Source organism: Bradyrhizobium liaoningense, assembly GCF_018130825.1.
Taxonomy (GTDB): Bacteria; Pseudomonadota; Alphaproteobacteria; order Rhizobiales; family Xanthobacteraceae; genus Bradyrhizobium; species Bradyrhizobium liaoningense_B.
Window position 1 is genome coordinate 278434 of record NZ_JAFCJS010000007.1, and the last position, 17123, is coordinate 295556.

Below are 17123 nucleotides of genomic sequence, written 5' to 3' on the forward strand. Positions count from 1 at the left end.
TCAGGCAACCTTCCGTGGCCGCGCCGGCAGCGCCTTGAAGCTCTGCGCGATCCCCATCGGCCCGGACCGGAAGATGCGCGGGTCCATGTCCTTCAGCTGCGGGCTGATGCGTGGGCGAAAGCCCATATGGGCGAGGATGTCCTCCTCGAGCCGCACGCCGGGGGCGATCTCGGTCAGGGTCACGTGGCCGTTCTCGAGCTCGAACACGGCGCGCTCGGTGACGTAGCTGACATGCTGGCCGCGCTGCGCCGCGAGCGAGGCGCTGAAGCTGATCTGGCCGACTTGTGGGACGAACTTGCGGAAGGCGCCGTCGCGCCGGATGGCGAGGCGGCCGTTCTCGACGCCAATGTCGAACTTGCCGCCGGTCATGGTGCCGCTGAAGATCAGCCGCTTGGCGTTCTGCGTGATGTCGATGAAGCCGCCGGAGCCGTCGCGGCGCTCGCCGAAACGGGTGACGTTGACGTTGCCGGCTTCATCGACTTCCGCGAAGGAGAGGAAGGCGCAGGAGAGGCCGCCGCCGTCGTAGAAGTCGAACTGATAGGCCTGGTCGAGAATGACGCGCGGATTGATCGCGGTGCCGAATTCGCGCGCATGCCCGGGCACGCCGCCGACGACGCCTGACTCCACCGTCAGCGTGATCAAGTCGGAGATGCCTTCCTCGGCCGCGACATTCGGGATCATCGCGGAGATGCCGACGCCGAGATTGACGACGTCGCGCGGGCGCAATTCGAAAGCGGCGCGGCGGGCGATCACCCGACGCTCGGTCAGAGGATCGGGCGTGATCATCGCCACCGGCACGCGCGTCTCGCCGCAGCGCGCGGGATCATAGGCGGTGCCGTAGGTCTGCATCTGCTCGGGCTCGAGCACGACGTGGTCGATCAGGAAGCCCGGGATCTTCACCATCTGCGGATGGATCGAGCCGCGCTTGACGATGCGCTTGACCTGGCAGATCACGGTGCCGCCGGCATTGTGCACGGCCTGCGCGATCGAGAGATCCTCGCGCGTCGTGCCCTCGTGCTCCATGCTGATATAGCCGTCCTCGTCGGCAGAGGTGCCGCGGATGATGGCGACATCGGGCGGATTGGGAACGCGGTAGAGCAGGTATGATTGGCCGTGCAGCTCGAGCAGGTCCACCAGCGGCGCGGTGGTGCGCTTGTTCATGCGGCCGCCGTCCTGGCGCGGGTCCATATAGGTGTTGAGGCCGACATGGGTGAGCACGCCGGGATGTTTCGCGGCCATGGCGCGGCAGAGCTGGCTCATCACGCCTTGCGGGAAATTATAGGCGTCGATCAGCTCGTCGCGGACGAGGCGCATGAACGGCACTTGGAGGCCGAAATTGCCGCCGATGACGCGCGCGATCAGGCCTTCATGGGCGAGATGGCAGAGGCCCTTCTCGGTCACGGCGCCGACGCCGGTGATGTTGATCAGCGTCAGATTGTGCGGGCCCTGGCCGCCGACGAAGCGCTGCTCCAGCGCGTCGAGAATGGCTTCGGCAGCGCCGGTGCCGCCGTTGCCGCCGACGATCAGCGTGTCGGTGTCGCGGATCAGGCCCGCTGCTTCTTTCGCGGTGATGATGCTCAGCATGCCCTCACGCGGCCTCCTTCTCGACCTGGCGGGCGATGATCAGCCGCTGGATCTGGTTGGTGCCCTCGTAGATCTGGGCGAGGCGGACGTCGCGGAAGATGCGCTCGATGCGGTACTCGCGCGAATAGCCGTTGCCGCCGTGGATCTGCAGTGCGTTGGAGACGTGCTTCATCGCCATGTCGGTGGTGAACAGCTTTGCCTGCGCCGCCTCCTTGGCAATCGGCTCACCGGCATCGTGCAGGCGCGCGGCGTGATGGATCAGGAGGCGCGCAGCCGCAATGTCGGTCGACATGTCCGCGAGCATGAATTGCACCGCCTGGAAGCCGATGATGGCCTGGCCGAACTGCTTGCGGTCCTTGGCATAGGCGGTCGCGTCCTCGAACGCGGCCTGCGCCATGCCGAGCGCCATCGAGGCCATCATCAGCCGGCTAAAGTTGAAATTGCTCATCGCCATCTTGAAGGCCTGGTTCTCCGGCCCCATCACGCTGTCCGAGGGCAGGCGCACATCGGAGAAGGTGATCTGGCAGTCGTCGAGGCCGTGCATGCCGAGCAGCTCCTCGTTCTTGCCGCGGGCGATGCCGGGCAGGGCGCCGTCGACGAGAAGACAGGAGATGGAGCGGTGGCCCGCCTCGGCGCCGGTGCGCGCGAACACCATGATGCGGTCGGCGACGCCGCCGAGCGTCACCCAGGCCTTGGTGCCGTTGAGCCGCCAGCCGTTGCCTTCGCGCACCGCGTTGGTGCGGATGCTAGCTACGTCGGAGCCGTGATCGGGCTCGGAGACGGCGGTGGCGGGAATGATGTCGCCGCTCAGGATCTTCGGGATCAGCGCCTTGTGCGCGTCGGTGCCGTGATGGTCGAAGAACAGCACGGCTTCGACGGGGATCGCGAAGGCGTTGGCGACCGCGCCGGAGCAGCGCGCCAGCTCCTCCATCGCGATGCAGGCCGCGACCGCGTCGAGACCGGCACCGCCGGCGCCTTCACGCAGGCAGATGCCGAACAGGCCGAGATCGGCCATGCCCTTGTAGAGGGTGCGGTCGAAGCGGTCCTCGCGATCGATCGCGGCGGCGCGCGGCAGGATCTCCGCTTCCGCGAAGCGGCGGGCGGTCTCGCGCAGGGCTTTCTGGTCTTGGCTGTAGAAGCGGTCCATGGCGTGCTCCCGTCAGTCGCTGGCGAGCTTGGAATCGTGGGAGACTTCGCTGCGGTCGCGGTCGCAGAAATAGACCGCGACGTCGTCGCCGGGCACGCCATAGGCGCTGCATACGGCGCGGGTCAGCGCGATGGCGGCGGCGCGGCGCTCGGCCTCGCTGCGGCGGAAGGCGTGGACCTTGAGCAGGATGCGCTGGCCGGTGGCCGGAGCGCCGAACGTGCCGGCATGGGCGTAGTCGTCGGGCGCAATGTTCAGGAAATAGAGCGTGACCGTATCAGCGGTGACGCCGAACGCCGACATCAGGCCGTCGGTCACCGACCGCGCCAGCGCGGCCTTGCGCTGGGATGGGACTTGCGGGGCGAGCACTTCGACATAGGGCATCGGTCAGACCTTCGCGGATTTGGCCGCAGATGATTTGGATGAAGAGGATTTGGACTTCGCGGGTTTTGCAGGGGCCGGGCCATCGATCTGGCGGCAGGAGTCGCGCTGGATCAGCTTGGCGCCGACGCGATATTCGCGCACGCCGTCATTGCCGTTACCCTTGCTGTTTCCCCTGGCATCCATGCGATGCAGCAGCCGGTCGACGGCGAGATTGGCAAGGTCCCGCGCGCCGTTGTCAACGATGCTGATCGCCGGGCGATGCCATTCGAACCACGGCATGTCCTCGTAGCAGAGCAGGGAGAGATCATCGGGAACGGCGATGTTCCGTTCCGCCGTGACGCGCAGCACACCGAGCGTGGCCTCATGATTGGCGACGAAGATCGCGCTGGGCGGGCGGGGGAGGTCGAGCAGCTTGCGGGCAAAGGTCGCGCCGGTCTCGGGCTCGAAATGGCCCGCGTGAATCAATGCGTCGTCCCTGGTGATCCCCGCCTCACGCAGCGCGCGGACATAGCCGGACAACCGTTCGCGGCCGGACGTGGTGTCCTGGCGGCCGACGATCAGCCCGATGCGCTTGTGCCCGAGCTCGATCAAATGGCGCGTGCCCAGATAAGCGCCTTGCGGATCGTCGGCGAGCACGGTCTCGAGATCGGTCGCGTCATCGCGCCGCACCAGGCAGACGATGGGCACGTCCTTGGAGAGCGTCTTGAGCTGCGCGCCGTTCTTGCCGGTGGGCACCACGATCAGCCCGTCGATGCGGTGGTCGACCAGCGTGGTGAGGGTGTCGCTCTCCTGCTGTGGATCGTCGCCGCCGATGCACAGAAGCATCTGATAACCCAGCGCCTTCAGGCGCGCCTGCACCACCTCGGCCATCACCTGGAACGAGGCGTTGGTGAGATTGTGGACGAGCAGCGCCACCAGCCGCGATTGTCCGGTCTTGAGGCCGCGCGCGATCGGGTTCGGCCGATAGCCGAGCTCGCGTGCGATGCGCACCAGGCGCTGCTGCGTACGCTCGCTAGTCAGGCCGGTTCCCGTCAGCGCTCGGGAAGCAGTGCTGACTGAAACGCGGGCCGCCTGTGCCACATCTTTGAGCGTGACGCTCATCAAACCTGCCGATAGACTGCAAACGATTGCAGAAACGCTATGAGCTTATTCCACGCGGATCAAGCTCAAAAAATGGATGGTGTTGCCCAATGCAGAGCCATTTATGCAAACGATTGCATAAAGCGTGCGGATATTCCGCAGGCAGCATCCATCGTCTGAATCCACCCGAGCACCCGGCAGTACCCTGATGAAGACGTTCCGCGGTACCTACACCGTCATGATCACCCCGTTCACGGCAGCGGGCGAGGTCGACGTCGCGGCCTTGCGCGCCTTCGTCGACTGGCAGATCGCAGAGGGCATTCACGGGCTGATCCCGCTCGGCTCGACCGGCGAGTTCCTGTCCATGGACGACGACGAGAAGGCGCTGGTGGCGGAGGTCGTCATTCGCCAGGCCGCGGGCCGCGTCCCCGTGCTGATCGGCACCGGCGCGGAGGATACGCGTGAGGTGGTGCGCCTCAGCCGCCGTGCCGAAAAACTGGGCGCTGATGGTGTGATGATCATCCCGCCGTTCTATTCGACGCCGACCGACGACGAGCTCGTCCATCATTACAAGACGGTGGCCGACGCGATCGCGCTGCCGATCATGGTCTACAACAATCCCGCGACCGCCAATGTCGATCTCAAGCCGCCGCTCGTGGCGCGCATCGCCGAGATCGACAACTGCCTTTATATCAAGGAGTCGACGCTGGAGGTGACGCGGGTGCGCGACATCATCCGGCTCTGCGGCGACAGGATGACGGTGTTCGGCGGCATCCTCGGTTTCGAATCCTTCGTCGAGGGCGCGCAGGGCTGGGTGGCCGTGGCCTCCAACGTGGTCCCGGCAGAGATGGCCCGCATCTTCAGCCTCGTTGCCGACCACGGCGCGATCAAGGAAGCGCGCGAGCTCTATCTCAAATACCTGCCGGTGATCGAATTCGTCGGCGGCCAGGCCTATGTCGCCGGCAGCAAGGCGCTGCTCAGTCATATGGGCTTTGCGGCCGGCCATCCGCGCCCGCCGCGTCTGCCGCTGCCGGCCGCGCAGGATGCGGCCGCGCGCGCCCTGGTCAAGACGTTTGATCTCGCCTGGCGCGGCGCGCCGGTTGCGGCTGCCTAGATTGAGGTGAACGGATGAACCTGCTCGACGGCGTCAAGATCCTCAGCTTCAACCACTATCTCGCGGGGCCCCTGGCGGCGCAGACGCTCGCCGATCTCGGTGCCGACGTCATCGCCGTCGAGCCGATCGAGGGCGCGTTCCAGCGCAACTGGGCGGTCGCCAATCATTTCGTTGCAGGCGACAGCGTCAATCATCTGGCGACCGGGCGCAACAAGCGCAGCATCGCGGTCGATCTCAAGCATCCCGACGGCATCGCCGCGGTGAAGAAGCTGGTCGCGACCGCCGATGTCGTGATGGAGAATTTTCGCCCCGGCACCATGGCCAAGCTCGGCCTCGGCTACGACACGCTCAAGGCGATCAACCCCGGCCTGATCTATGCGGTCGCGACCGGCTTCGGATCGGACGGGCCATACAAGGATCGCCCCGGCCAGGATCTGCTGCTCCAGGCGATGTCGGGCCTGGCGATGCGGACCGGGCGTGCGGACGGCGAACCGACCGCGGTCGGCGCCGTCATCGTCGATCAGCATGCCGCCTCGCTCTATGCCATGAGCATCCTCGCGGCGCTGTTCGCGCGAACGAAGACCGCAAAAGGCCGGCTCGTCGAGGTCAACCTCTATCAGGCCGCGCTCGATCTCCAGGTCGAGCCGCTGACGGCATGGCTCAACGGCGCGCCGTCGCCGACGTCGCGCGGTCCGGCCGGCATCGCGGCCTGGTTCAGCCCCGGGCCCTACGGCGTTCACGCCACGGCGGACGGTCATATGGCGATCTCCATGGCCGCGCCCAAGGCGCTCGCCGTTGCGCTCGAGAGCGAAGCGCTGAAGCAGTTCGGCGACACCGACAGTTTTTCGAAGCGCGAGGAGATCACGCGGATCGTCGCGGCGCGCCTGAAGCAGAAGTCGACGGCAGATTGGCTGCCCGCGCTGGAAGCCGCGAAGATCTGGCACGCGCCGGTGCAGGATTATCGCGACCTCGAGGCCGATCCCCAGCTCAGGCATCTCGGCGTGTTCAAGAGTGCCGAGAGTACGGGCGGCGCGCCGATCCGCATGGTCGCGCATCCCGCGCGCTATGACGGGCAGACGCCGGAGGTGCGGCTGGTGCCGCAGCGGCTGGGCGCGCAGACGCGCGAAGTGCTCGGCGAGATCGGCTACGGCGCCGCCGAGATTGACGCCATGGTTGCCGGCAAGGCTGTGGGGGTGGCGCGATGATCGATTTTTCACTCCCCGAAGAGACGCGCCTCCTGATCGACACCGTCCGCCGCTTCGTCGAGACGGAGGTGCAGCCGCTCGAAGACGTCGTCGAGCAGACGGCCAAGGTGCCGGCCGACGCGCTCGCGGTCACCAAGGCCAAGGCGCAGAAGCTCGGCCTTTACGCCATGAACATGCCGGCTGATGTCGGCGGCGGCGGGCTCACTTGCGTCGAGCACTGCCTGGTCGAGGAAGAATTCGGCAAGACGTCGGACGCGTTGATCCGCCGCGTGTTCGGCCAGGTCTATCCGATGCTGATGGCCTGCAAGGGCGATCAGGTCGAGCGCTATCTGCTGCCGACGGTGAAGGGCGACAAGATCTGCGCGATGGCGATCACCGAGCCGGGCGCCGGTTCCGACGCGGCGTCGATCAGCACCACGGCGCATCTCGACGGCGACGAATGGGTGCTGAACGGCACCAAGCATTTCATCAGCGACGGCGACATCGCCGATTATGTGATCCTGATGGCGCTGACTGACAAGGACAAGCGGGCGCGCGGCGGCATCACGCTGTTCCTGGTCGATCGCGGTACAGCCGGCTTCAAGGTCGCGCGCACCCAGCCGATGATGGGCCATCGCGGCTATGGCCATGCCGAGCTGAGCTTCGAGGATTGCCGCATTCCGAAGGCGGCGGTGCTCGGCGAGGTCGGCGGCGGCTTCAAGCTGATCATGCAGAGCGTGCTGCAGATCCGTCTCGCCCATATCGGCGCCCGCGCGGTCGGCATGGCGCAGCGCGCGCTCGAGATGATGCGCAAGCATGCCGGCGAACGGCGCCAGTTCGGCCAGCTCATCGGCGACTTCCAGATGGTGCAGAAGCTGATCGCCGATTCCGCCACCGAGATTTTTGGCGTCAAGATGATGGTGATGAACGCCGCGTGGGACATCGATCAAGGCAAGGATGCGCGCGACAAGGTCTCGATGATCAAGGTCGCGGCGTCCGAGATGCAGGGCCGCGTCGTCGATCGCGCCATCCAGGTGTTCGGCGGCATGGGATTCAGCAAGGACCTGCCGCTGGAGCGCATGTACCGCGATGCCCGCGTCACCCGCATCTATGACGGCACCTCCGAGATTCACCGCATGCTGGTCGCGCGCAGCACCATCAAGAACGGCTTGCAGCTCTAGGGAACGTCTCATGTCTCACGCACCTCTCAAGCCCGGCGCCGCCTTCGCCTTCCGCAAGACCATGACGGTCGCCGAGCAGGCGATGTTCACCGGCATCAGCGGCAATCTCGGCGGGCTCTATGTCGATGCCGTCCGCGCGAAGAAGGCGGGCGCGTCCAACATGGTGGCCTTCGAGCTCGCGGTCGGCGGTCTCGCCACCACCTGCCTCAGCCAGCTCGGTGGTCCCACACGGCGGATCGGCAGTATCGCGCTGACGTTCGCGGCGCCCGTGATTGTCGGCGACTCGGTCGAAGCCAGGGCCGAGATCGTCTCGGTTGCGGGCGATGACGCAGTCTGCCGCATCACCTGCACGCTGTCGCCCTCAGGCGCGACCGTGGTCGACGGCACCGCGACCCTGGTTCCCTTTGCCAAGGCCTGAGCCATGTACGAGCCAAAGTCCTTCGACGATCTCAAGGTGAATGACAGGGTCAGCCTGAGCAAGACCATCACCGAAGCCGATGGCGCGCTCTACATCGCCGCGACCGGCGATTTCGGCCCTGTTCATGTCGACGAGGTCTATGCCGGCGCGACGCGCTTCGGCCGCAGGCTGGCGCCGGGGATCATGGTCGCGGGCCTCTGCACCAGCATCCTCACCTCTGAGCTGGTCGGCACCATCGGCGTGTCGGTGGAGGACCGCTTCTGGTTTACCGGCCCCGTGTTCTACGGCGACACGCTCACCTTCGACGTCTGGATCGCCGAGCAGCACGAGGCGACCCGCACCATCATCTGGGAGGCGAGCGCGCGCAACGAGGGCGGCCTCGAAGTGCTGAAGGCGCGCGCGAGCCTGAAATTTCCGCGGCGGAAACCATCATGAGCAAGGCGATGAAGAAACCGGATTTGCGCGGCGTCACGGTCGCGACCGTGCTGCCCTTCAAGGACGACAGCTCGATCGATTGGGACGGCTATGCCCGCCTGCTGGACTATTGCGCGTGCCCGGACGGCATCGCGGCGGTGTTCGTCAATGGCCATGCCGGCGAGGGCGGGTCGCTCTCGGACGACGAGCGTCAGGCCGTGATCGAGCGGACACGCCGGCAGATCGGCGGCAAGCCTTTGCTGGCCGGCATCATCGCGCATTCCACCGCGGAAGCGATCCATCAGGCCCAGCTCGCGGAAGCTGCCGGCGCCGATTGCGCGGTGTTGTTCCCGCCCGCGCCGCTCGGCGGCGGCGCCTCGGCGACCTCGCGCGCGCCGGTGGCCTTCGTGCAGGCGGTCAGCTCCGCCATCGGCATTCCCGTGTCGATCTTCCAGTATCCGCTTGCGTCCGGCTTCGGCTATTCGCCGGAGACGCTGGCGAAGATCGCCGCGCTCGACAGCGTCATCGCCATCAAGGAAGGCAGCGACACCATGCTGGCCTATGACGAGAACCGGCGGGCGGTGAAGCAGGCCGATCCGTCTGTCGCGATCCTGCCGTCGAACTTCAACTGGTTCCTGCCGCAGCTCGCCGTCGGCGGCGACGGCATTCTCTCCGGCCTTGTCAGTCTCGCCCCGCATCTGTTCGCAGAACTGTGGCAGGCCTCGCTTGCCGACGACCTCAAGGCGATGCGCGCCGTCAACGAGCGGCTCTATCCGATCGTCCGCGCCATCTACGGACCTGCGCCGATCATGGACATGCACACCCGCATGAAGGTCGGGCTGAAGGCGCTCGGCCTGATCCGCAACGCCGATCCGCGGCCGCCGTTGCTGCCGGTTCTGCCTGCGCTGTGCGATGCCATTGCAACGACGGTCGGCGCGGCGCGCGCGGCCGGCGACATCCGCCTGGCATGAGGGACGAGACGATGCCGGACGGAGCCTTCATCCATATTGTGCGGGTCGACATCGATCCCGAGCACGAGGCTGCGTTCAACGCCTGGTACGAGCAAAAGCATTTCCCTGATCTGCTCGCTTGTCCCGGCTGGCTCTCGGCAAAACGCTTCGTCTCCATCGGCGACGGGCCGAAATATGCCGCGATGTACGAAGTCGCGGGACGATGGGCATTCGAGACGCCGGAATTCCTGAAGGTGAAGGGTTTTGGTCCGTTCGAATCCCTGGTGAAGAATTTCATGCGCATCCAGCTCAGGCCGATGTCGGGACCGGCTTGAGAGGATCGAAGACGATGCTGCCTGCCGTGTCGCGAGATCCGGCCGGCCGCATCCAAGAAACGTCAAAGGGGAATCCCGGACGAGGGACTGCATCGGTCATTGGCGTCTTACTGGAGGTATCCATGGTCTCGACACTGTTTCGCTTGAGTGCGGCCGCAGCACTCGTTCTCGCATCGACGGCGGTGCATGCCGCATGTACGCCCGCAATCACCGATGACAATCTGATTGCGCCCGGTAAACTGCAGCTCTCCATCAACCCGACCAATCCGCCGCAGCAATTCGTCGACAAGGACGGTCAGTTGCAGGGCCTCAACGTCGAGCTCGCCGCCGAGCTCGGCAAGCGGTTGTGTCTTCCGGTCGAACTCGTCCGGATGGATTTTCCGGCCATGATTCCTGCCTTGGGCGCAGCGCGCATCGACGGCGTCAATACCGGCATGTTCTGGACCGAGGAACGCTCGAAGCTGATGTACATGGTGCCGTACGCCATTCAGGCGATCTCGGTCGTGGTTGCGCCCGATAGCGGCACAAAACTTGCTACCGAGAACGATCTGATCGGAAAATCATCCGCGGTCGAGGTCAGCAGCTACCAGATGAACTGGCTCAAGAAACTCAGCGATGCGAGCGTGGCAAAGGGCGGCGCAGCCGTCGAGATGCGCACGTTCCCGACCGCGACGAACGTCGTGAGTGCGCTGCTTGCGGGGCAGGTGGATAACGCGCTGCTGGTCGACAGCGTGGCGCGCGATCTCGTCGGCCGTGGTCGCGTGAAGGAAGTTCTGAGCGGGCTCGGCACGGCCAGGACCACGCTTGGTTTCCGCAACAAGACTGTCGCCGATACCGTCGTCAAGGCGCTCAACGCGATGCGGGCCGACGGCTTTTATCAGGCGCTGTTCGACAAGTTCGGCCTGACCGCCATGCCGGCCGATCAGCCGCTTGCGATCGCCGGCCCCGGTCCGGCCTGAGATACGGAGACGAGCCGATGAGCCATTTCAGTCCGACGGCCGCCGTCAGCTACTTCTTCAACTACTTCCTGATGAAGGGAGTGCTCGTCACCATCGGCCTGACGGTGGCGGCGGTTGTCGGCGGATTGATTCTCGGCATGGGCATCGCGTTGCTGCGCATGTCGTCCAATCCGGTGCTCGCGGGTGCCGCGCGTTTCTACATCTGGTTCTTCCGCGGCACGCCGCTTCTGATCCAGCTGGTGGTGATCTACAGCGGCTTGCCGCAGCTGGGCATCAAGTTCAGCGTGATCACCTGCGCGCTCGTTGGCCTGATCCTCAACGAGGCGGCCTATCTCGCCGAGATCGTGCGCAGCGGCTTCATGGCGGTGTCGGCGGGGCAGCGCGAGGCCGCCTGGGCGCTCAGCCTGTCGCCCTGGGTCACGTTCCGTCGCGTCACCCTGCCGCAGGCGTTCCGGCTGATGATCCCGCCGCTCGGCAACTCCATCAACTCGCTCCTGAAGGCGACCTCGCTCGCCTCCGTAATCTCGGTCGAGGAGCTGATGCGCCGCAGTGACATGCTGATGCAGGAGCATTTCCAGATCCTTGAAGTCTATGCGGCGGCAACCGCGTATTACCTGATCCTCACCTCGGTCTGGGATGCGGTGCAGCGCCGGCTCGAGAAGCATTTCGGTCGATCGAGTGTTGCGAAATCCAGGAAGGTCGCGGCGAGGGCGCCGGTCGCACAGGCGAGCGTGGAGGCCCGGGCATGAGTGAGATGTCGATGACTACGGTCGAAAGTGCAACAGTCCGCGAGGTCCCCGCGGTTCGCATGGAGGCGGTCTACAAGCACTATGGCGACTTCACCGCGCTCGACCAGATCGATCTCAAGGTCGCCAAGGGCGAGAAGATCGTGGTCTGCGGGCCCTCCGGCTCGGGCAAGTCGACGCTCATCCGCTGCATCAACCACATCGAGAGGCACGACGAAGGACTGATCTACGTCAACGGCGTCGAGCTCGACCATCAGCGCAAGAACATCGATGCGGTCAGGCGCGACACCGGCATGGTGTTCCAGAGTTTTAATCTGTTCCCGCACATGACGGTGCTGGAGAACTGCACCCTGGCACCGATGACCGCGAACGGCATGAGTGAGGCGGAGGCCAAGGACCTCGCCATGCATTTTCTCACAAAAGTCCGGATTCCGGACCAGGCCGGAAAATTCCCGGGGCAGCTCTCCGGCGGCCAGCAGCAGCGCGTCGCCATCGCGCGGGCGCTGTGCATGCGTCCCAAGATCATGCTGTTCGACGAGCCGACCTCGGCGCTCGACCCTGAAATGGTCAAGGAGGTGCTGGAGACCATGAAGAAGCTCGCGGAGGAGGGCATGACCATGCTGTGCGTGACGCACGAGATGGGCTTTGCCCGCGAGGTCGCCGACCGCATCGTGTTCATGAACGAGGGCAAGGTGGTCGAGCAGGCCGCGCCGGAGGAGTTCTTCAAGAATCCGAAGTCCGAGCGGGCGCGGACTTTCCTCGACCAGATTATTCACTAGCCGATGTCGGCGGAGATGCGGACATTCAGCGACCGCCTGCGTGGCATCCACGCCGCCACGATCGTGCCGATGACGGCCGGTTTCGAGGTCGACGAAGCGAAGCTCTCGTCCCATCTCACCTCGGTCGCATCCACGCCCGGCATCAATGGTCTTCTCGTTAACGGCCATGCCGGCGAAAACTTCGTGCTGTCGCTGGCCGAGAAGCGGCGCGTGGTGGAGCTGGCGCGCCAGCACGCGCCAAGGGACTGCCTGATCGTCTCCGGGGTCAATCATGAATCGAGCCTGGAGGCCGCGCGCGAGGCGGCTGCGTTGCAGCAGGCCGGTGCGGACGGGCTGCTGGTGTTTCCGCCCAACAGCTGGGCGCTCGGCCATGCCGATGATTGTGTGATCGAGCATCACCGCCATATTCGCAATGCTACGACGGCGCCCTTGATGCTCTACGCCGCGCCCGTCGGTGCGGGCGCGATGGCCTATGCACCGCCGCTGCTGGAACGGCTCATCGCCGATCCCCGCTTCGTCGCGATCAAGGAGGGCAGCTGGGAGGTCGCGACGTACGAACAGAATCTGCGGCTGATCCGGAAACTGCGACCGGACTTCGTCGTGCTCGGCTCGGGCGACGAGCATCTGTTGACGAGCTATCTCGTGGGCTCGGCCGGTAGCCAGGTGAGCCTTGCGTGCGTCGTGCCGGAGCTCGTGGTGAGCCTTTGGAATGCCGCGGACGCCGGCGATTGGGAGCGGGCGCGCGCCGCGCACGAGAAACTGTATCCGCTCGCGGTCGCGATCTATCGCGACCCGCCCGGAGGACGCGCGACCGTGCGGCTCAAGGCCTGCCTGAAACTGCTCGGACGCCTGTCCTGCGACGCGGCGCGGCCGCCGCAGCCGGCGGCGACACGCGGCGAGTTGCAGGCGCTCGAGCAGGCGCTGCGCGTCGCCGGCGCGCTCTAAGCTGAGAAGAACGGATTGGCCGGCCGCGCGAGGCCGAGATGATCGCGCAATGTCGTACCCTCGTAATCCGCGCGGAACAGCCCGCGCTCCTGCAGGATAGGCACGACGAGCTGGACGAAGTCCTCGAACCCTTCGTGGAAGTAGGGCGGCATGACGTTGAAGCCGTCGGCGGCATGCTGCTCGAACCAGAGCTGGAGCGTGTCGGCGATGCGTTCGGCCGAGCCGCACAGCACCCAATGGCCGCGGGCGGCGGCGGTGAGGTTGTAGAGATCACGCAGCGTCATGTTTTCGCGGCGGCCCTTTGCAAGCATCACGCTGGCGAAGCTGTGATAGCTGTCTGATGGTGCGATGTCGGGGATCGGCCCGTCGAGATCGTAGGCCGACATGTCGCGCCCGAAGCGGTCGGACAGGATGGCGAGGGCGTTGCTGCCGCTGACGAAGCTCTGCAGCACGTTGAGCTTCTCGAACGCCTCCTTGTCGGTGCGGCCGACCACGGGCATCACGCCCGGCAGCACCGTGACGTCCTCGGCCCTGCGTCCGAATGCCGGCAGCCGCCTCTTCAATGAGGCGTAACCGGCCTTGGCTTCCTCGATGTCCTGCACCACTGAGAACACGATGTCGGCAGTGCGCGCGGCAAGCGCTTGGCCGGCCTCGGAGCCGCCGGCCTGCAACACGACAGGCTGACCTTGCGGGCTGCGGCCGATGTTGAGCGGGCCCTTCACCTTGAAGAAGGCGCCGTCATGGTCGATCGGGCGCAGCCTGGCCGGATCGATGTAGAGGCCGCTGCCGCGGTCGGCGACGATGGCATCATCAGACCAGCCGTCCCACAGGCCCTTGACCACGTCGAGGAACTCGCCGGCCATCTCGTAGCGGCGGGCGTGGTCGGGGTGCGTCGTGCCGAAATTCGCCGCCGTCGCCGGATTGGCCGTCGTCACCGCGTTCCACGCGGCGCGTCCTTTCGAGATGTGATCGAGCGAAGCGAACACGCGCGCGACCGAGAACGGATCGCTGTAGGTGGTGGAGACGGTGGCCCCGAGTCCGATATGGCTGGTCGAGGTCGAAAGCGCCGCCAGCATGGTCAGCGGCTCGAGCCGCAGCGTGTAGGAGGGATGAGCCGCAGCGTCGGCATAGAGATTGTCGCCCATGAAGATCAGGTCGAACTTGCCGCGCTCGGCGGTGCGGCCGATCTCCTGGATCGCCGCAAAGTCCTGAAAGCTGTCGACCGCGCCGGGATAGCGCCACCCCGCGACATGACTGCCGGTGCCGAGGATGAACAATCCGAGATGCATCTGTCGTTTCATGGCGTCATCTCCAGAACAGGATCTTTCGCTCGAGGAGGCCGACCAGGCCGAAGAAAGCGAGGCTCGCGGCGGAGGCCACGAAGATCGCCGACCAGACCTGGACGAAATCGATCTGGAGCACGGCCTGGTAGATCACCCAGCCGAGCCCGCCATGGGCCCCTAACATCTCGGTGACGATCGCCACGATCACGCTGCGCACGGTGGACACGCGCATCCCGGCGAGCAGCAGCGGCAGCGCGGTCGGCAGCCGCAATCGCCACAGCACGCCAAAGCGGCTCGCACCGAAACTCTTCATGAGATCGACGGCGCGGCGATCGACCCGGTCGAGCCCGGCCAGCATCGACAGCAGGATGGTGAAGCTCACCGCCATCGCCACCATCACGATCTTCGAGCTGACGCCGATGCCGAACCAGAGCAGGATCAGCGGCGAATAGCCGACCACGGGCACCGAATTGATCGCGGTTGCAAGCGGCAGGATCGCGCTGCGAAGCGCCGGCACCAATGCGATGGCGACGGCAAGGCCAATGCCGATCAGGCAGCCGAGCCCGTAGCCGACCAGGGCTTCGAGCAGCGTGTAGCCGGCGGCGTCGATGAGGATTGCGCGCTTGGACCAGAGGCCGAGGAGGATGTCGCTGACGGCCGGGAGAACGTAGGCCGGCAGATGCAGTCCGCGCGCCACGCCCTCCCAGCATGCGATCAGGAGGACGGCGCCGAGAACGCCGCGCTGGACGGCGAGCGAAGGAGAGGCGAGCGCCCGACTCATTGTTCGGCGCTCCAGAACACCAGCCGCCGCTCGACCGCGGCGACCACCGCATAGAAGCCGGTGCCGAGCAGGGCCGCGGCGAGCAGGGCGCCCCAGATCGCGACGACGTTCTCGGTGAACATGGCCTGGAGCAGCAGCACGCCGAGCCCGGTGGTGTCGCCGAACCATTCGCCGACGATGGCGCCGACGAGGCTCAGCGACGCCGCAAGCCGCAGCGCGACGAAGATCTGCGGCAGTGCGGTCGGCAGCTGGAGGCGCAGCAGGAGCTGGCGGTTGGAAGCGCCGAAACTGCGCATCAGCGCGACCTGCTTGGGATCGACGGTCTCGAGTCCCAGCAGCGTGTTCACCGTCACCGGAAAGAAGGTCAGGTAAAACGCGATGATCGCCTTGGCGAGCAGGGTGTTGCCGAACCACAGCACCACCAGCGCGCCGAAGGCGATGACCGGAATGGTCTGCGACACCACGAAGATCGGGAAGATCATCTCGCGCAGCGCGCGGACGCGAAAGAACAGGATGCCCATCAACACGCCGAACGCGCCGCCGGACGCAAAGCCGATCAGCGTCTCGGCGAGCGTGCGCAGGAAGCCGTCGACATAGGCGCGAGGCGTGGCCGCCATCGCCATCAGGATCGTACTGAGGCGCGGCAGATAGTAGGGACGGATGCCGAACAGCAGCACCGCGCCTTCCCAGATCACCGCCGCAATCGCGAGGCCGAGCAGGAGCCGGATCAGCTTGCGCAGCGAATCCGGCATCGTGATCGACCGCGCAGCCGCGCGGCCTTCACCAAGCGATGTCGCGGCAGGGCTGCTCACGGCAGCCGGTCCGCCACGGGGACGCTCTGGATGAAGCTTGCGTCATAGGCGGCGGCAAGATCCAGCGGCTTGGAGATCACGCCGTATTTCAGGAAGAAGTCGTGGGCGGTTTTCACTGCATCGGCATCGATCCAGAACATGCCGTTCTTCGCCGCGGCGCCCGCGGTCATCAGGCGCTTCACCTCGGTCAGCATGAACTCCTGCTGTGCGCGGTCGAGTGTCGGGGCTGCGGCCATCACGGTATCGACGGCACTCTTGGGATCGGAGAAGGCGTCCTTCCAGCCCTTCAGTGAGGCGCGCAGGAATGCCTTGACGAGCTCCGGCTTCTCCTTGGCGGTGGCTTCCGCCACGATCAGCGTGTCGCGCGGGAAGGTGATGCCGTAGTCTTCGGCGACGAAGGTCTTCAGGTTGTCCTTCGGCATGCGCGACTGGATGGTGTAGAACTCGTTGTAATAGGTCGCGGTGATGACATCGACGCTGCCGTCGACGAACGGCGTCACGGACACCTGCTGCGGCTGGATCTTCAGTTCATCCGGCTTGATGCCTTCCTTGGCGAGCATGCCGTTCAGCACATGGTTGGCGCCGGTGAACCAGGTGGTGACGGTCTTGCCCTTGAAGTCCTGGATCGTCTTCACCGGCCCGTCCTTGCGGGTGACGAAGATGAAGGGCGTGATCTGGTGCGAGACGCCGATGCAGACGATCGGCAGGCCCTTGTCGCGGGCGGCGAACACGCTGTCTGTGCCGCCGGAGAGGCCGAACGTGTCGGCGCCGGTCGCGACCATGTTCTCGGTGAGCAGATTGGGCCCGCCCGGATTGATGGTGAGATCGATGCCTTCGGCCTTGTAATAGCCCTTGGCGGCTGCGACGTAGAAACCTGCGAACTGCGCCTGCGGCAGCCATTTCAGGCGCAGGCTCGCCTTCTGCGGCTCGGCGGCAGGCGCGGCCGTGACGAGCGAGCCGGTCGCCAGTGCGATGGCGGAGAGGACGGAGAAGGCGTGGCGTCGGCTCAACATGGTCATACTCCAGGCGG

At 65.8% G+C, this 17123-nt stretch carries 19 protein-coding genes; 11 read left to right on the forward strand and 8 right to left on the reverse strand.

What is annotated here, in order from left to right:
• Genes JQ603_RS28810 through JQ603_RS28825 form a run of 4 tightly spaced genes read right to left on the reverse strand, consistent with a single transcriptional unit; the run spans position 1 to position 4213 of the window.
• Positions 1-1584 carry an acyl CoA:acetate/3-ketoacid CoA transferase gene (locus JQ603_RS28810; RefSeq protein WP_212344369.1) on the reverse strand — a complete coding sequence of 528 codons (1584 nt, stop codon included), beginning with the start codon at positions 1582-1584 and terminating at the stop codon, positions 1-3.
• A 4-nt stretch (positions 1585-1588) separates the two neighbouring features.
• Positions 1589-2731 carry an acyl-CoA dehydrogenase family protein gene (locus tag JQ603_RS28815; RefSeq protein WP_212344372.1) on the reverse strand — a complete coding sequence of 381 codons (1143 nt, stop codon included), beginning with the start codon at positions 2729-2731 and terminating at the stop codon, positions 1589-1591.
• A gap of 12 nt (positions 2732-2743) precedes the next feature.
• Positions 2744-3112 (reverse strand): tautomerase family protein, encoded by a 369-nt coding sequence (locus tag JQ603_RS28820; RefSeq protein ID WP_212344374.1) that lies wholly within the window; start codon positions 3110-3112, stop codon positions 2744-2746.
• A 3-nt stretch (positions 3113-3115) separates the two neighbouring features.
• Positions 3116-4213 (reverse strand): LacI family DNA-binding transcriptional regulator, encoded by a 1098-nt coding sequence (locus tag JQ603_RS28825; RefSeq protein WP_212344376.1) that lies wholly within the window; start codon positions 4211-4213, stop codon positions 3116-3118.
• Positions 4214-4397: 184 nt separating this feature from the next.
• On the opposite strand from JQ603_RS28825, the gene dapA reads away from it, so the two are divergent.
• From dapA to JQ603_RS28880, 11 genes are read left to right on the forward strand one after another with little or no spacing between them, the layout of a single operon-like run.
• Positions 4398-5306 (forward strand): 4-hydroxy-tetrahydrodipicolinate synthase, encoded by a 909-nt coding sequence (dapA, locus tag JQ603_RS28830; RefSeq protein WP_212344664.1) that lies wholly within the window; start codon positions 4398-4400, stop codon positions 5304-5306.
• 14 nt (positions 5307-5320) lie between these two features.
• Positions 5321-6511 (forward strand): CaiB/BaiF CoA transferase family protein, encoded by a 1191-nt coding sequence (locus JQ603_RS28835; protein ID WP_212344378.1) that lies wholly within the window; start codon positions 5321-5323, stop codon positions 6509-6511.
• Positions 6508-7671, forward strand: coding sequence for an acyl-CoA dehydrogenase family protein (locus tag JQ603_RS28840; protein WP_212344380.1), 1164 nt, complete (start codon positions 6508-6510; stop codon positions 7669-7671). The genes JQ603_RS28835 and JQ603_RS28840 overlap by 4 nt, the downstream gene beginning before the upstream one ends.
• A gap of 10 nt (positions 7672-7681) precedes the next feature.
• Positions 7682-8089: a MaoC/PaaZ C-terminal domain-containing protein gene (locus JQ603_RS28845; protein ID WP_212344382.1), complete on the forward strand. Its 408-nt coding sequence runs from the start codon at positions 7682-7684 to the stop codon at positions 8087-8089.
• 3 nt (positions 8090-8092) lie between these two features.
• Positions 8093-8524 carry a MaoC family dehydratase gene (locus JQ603_RS28850; RefSeq protein ID WP_212344384.1) on the forward strand — a complete coding sequence of 144 codons (432 nt, stop codon included), beginning with the start codon at positions 8093-8095 and terminating at the stop codon, positions 8522-8524.
• Positions 8521-9474, forward strand: a complete 954-nt coding sequence (locus tag JQ603_RS28855; RefSeq protein WP_212344386.1) for a dihydrodipicolinate synthase family protein — start codon at positions 8521-8523, stop codon at positions 9472-9474. Before JQ603_RS28850 ends, JQ603_RS28855 begins: the two co-directional genes overlap by 4 nt.
• A gap of 11 nt (positions 9475-9485) precedes the next feature.
• Positions 9486-9788 carry a DUF4286 family protein gene (locus JQ603_RS28860; RefSeq protein ID WP_245003912.1) on the forward strand — a complete coding sequence of 101 codons (303 nt, stop codon included), beginning with the start codon at positions 9486-9488 and terminating at the stop codon, positions 9786-9788.
• 14 nt (positions 9789-9802) lie between these two features.
• Positions 9803-10747 carry an ABC transporter substrate-binding protein gene (locus JQ603_RS28865; protein ID WP_245003913.1) on the forward strand — a complete coding sequence of 315 codons (945 nt, stop codon included), beginning with the start codon at positions 9803-9805 and terminating at the stop codon, positions 10745-10747.
• Positions 10748-10764: 17 nt separating this feature from the next.
• Complete coding sequence (locus JQ603_RS28870; protein WP_212344392.1) at positions 10765-11496, forward strand: amino acid ABC transporter permease; 732 nt, start codon at positions 10765-10767, stop codon at positions 11494-11496.
• A complete protein-coding gene (locus JQ603_RS28875; protein ID WP_212344395.1) occupies positions 11493-12272 on the forward strand; it encodes an amino acid ABC transporter ATP-binding protein in 780 nt (259 codons plus the stop codon). The genes JQ603_RS28870 and JQ603_RS28875 overlap by 4 nt, the downstream gene beginning before the upstream one ends.
• Before the next feature lie 15 nt (positions 12273-12287).
• Complete coding sequence (locus JQ603_RS28880) at positions 12288-13217, forward strand: dihydrodipicolinate synthase family protein (RefSeq protein ID WP_245003914.1); 930 nt, start codon at positions 12288-12290, stop codon at positions 13215-13217.
• Here JQ603_RS28880 and JQ603_RS28885 read toward each other — a convergent pair.
• From JQ603_RS28885 to JQ603_RS28900, 4 genes are read right to left on the reverse strand one after another with little or no spacing between them, the layout of a single operon-like run.
• Entirely contained in the window at positions 13214-14518 is a 1305-nt protein-coding gene (locus tag JQ603_RS28885; RefSeq protein WP_212344402.1) for an LLM class flavin-dependent oxidoreductase, read from the reverse strand. The two genes, JQ603_RS28880 and JQ603_RS28885, sit on opposite strands and share 4 nt — an antisense overlap.
• A 4-nt stretch (positions 14519-14522) precedes the next feature.
• A complete protein-coding gene (locus JQ603_RS28890) occupies positions 14523-15281 on the reverse strand; it encodes an ABC transporter permease (RefSeq protein WP_212344405.1) in 759 nt (252 codons plus the stop codon).
• A complete protein-coding gene (locus tag JQ603_RS28895) occupies positions 15278-16093 on the reverse strand; it encodes an ABC transporter permease (protein ID WP_212344408.1) in 816 nt (271 codons plus the stop codon). The genes JQ603_RS28890 and JQ603_RS28895 overlap by 4 nt, the downstream gene beginning before the upstream one ends.
• A complete protein-coding gene (locus tag JQ603_RS28900; protein WP_212344411.1) occupies positions 16090-17106 on the reverse strand; it encodes an ABC transporter substrate-binding protein in 1017 nt (338 codons plus the stop codon). The genes JQ603_RS28895 and JQ603_RS28900 overlap by 4 nt, the downstream gene beginning before the upstream one ends.
• Positions 17107-17123 lie beyond the last annotated feature (17 nt).

Coding starts and splice junctions, on each gene's coding strand:
- JQ603_RS28810 (WP_212344369.1), bottom strand. CDS start 1,584: ATGCTGAGCATCATCACCGCGAAAGAAGCAGCGGGCCTGATCCGCGAC.
- JQ603_RS28815 (WP_212344372.1), bottom strand. CDS start 2,731: ATGGACCGCTTCTACAGCCAAGACCAGAAAGCCCTGCGCGAGACCGCC.
- JQ603_RS28820 (WP_212344374.1), bottom strand. CDS start 3,112: ATGCCCTATGTCGAAGTGCTCGCCCCGCAAGTCCCATCCCAGCGCAAG.
- JQ603_RS28825 (WP_212344376.1), bottom strand. CDS start 4,213: ATGAGCGTCACGCTCAAAGATGTGGCACAGGCGGCCCGCGTTTCAGTC.
- JQ603_RS28835 (WP_212344378.1), top strand. CDS start 5,321: ATGAACCTGCTCGACGGCGTCAAGATCCTCAGCTTCAACCACTATCTC.
- JQ603_RS28840 (WP_212344380.1), top strand. CDS start 6,508: ATGATCGATTTTTCACTCCCCGAAGAGACGCGCCTCCTGATCGACACC.
- JQ603_RS28845 (WP_212344382.1), top strand. CDS start 7,682: ATGTCTCACGCACCTCTCAAGCCCGGCGCCGCCTTCGCCTTCCGCAAG.
- JQ603_RS28850 (WP_212344384.1), top strand. CDS start 8,093: ATGTACGAGCCAAAGTCCTTCGACGATCTCAAGGTGAATGACAGGGTC.
- JQ603_RS28855 (WP_212344386.1), top strand. CDS start 8,521: ATGAGCAAGGCGATGAAGAAACCGGATTTGCGCGGCGTCACGGTCGCG.
- JQ603_RS28860 (WP_245003912.1), top strand. CDS start 9,486: ATGCCGGACGGAGCCTTCATCCATATTGTGCGGGTCGACATCGATCCC.
- JQ603_RS28865 (WP_245003913.1), top strand. CDS start 9,803: ATGCTGCCTGCCGTGTCGCGAGATCCGGCCGGCCGCATCCAAGAAACG.
- JQ603_RS28870 (WP_212344392.1), top strand. CDS start 10,765: ATGAGCCATTTCAGTCCGACGGCCGCCGTCAGCTACTTCTTCAACTAC.
- JQ603_RS28875 (WP_212344395.1), top strand. CDS start 11,493: ATGAGTGAGATGTCGATGACTACGGTCGAAAGTGCAACAGTCCGCGAG.
- JQ603_RS28880 (WP_245003914.1), top strand. CDS start 12,288: ATGCGGACATTCAGCGACCGCCTGCGTGGCATCCACGCCGCCACGATC.
- JQ603_RS28885 (WP_212344402.1), bottom strand. CDS start 14,518: ATGAAACGACAGATGCATCTCGGATTGTTCATCCTCGGCACCGGCAGT.
- JQ603_RS28890 (WP_212344405.1), bottom strand. CDS start 15,281: ATGAGTCGGGCGCTCGCCTCTCCTTCGCTCGCCGTCCAGCGCGGCGTT.
- JQ603_RS28900 (WP_212344411.1), bottom strand. CDS start 17,106: ATGTTGAGCCGACGCCACGCCTTCTCCGTCCTCTCCGCCATCGCACTG.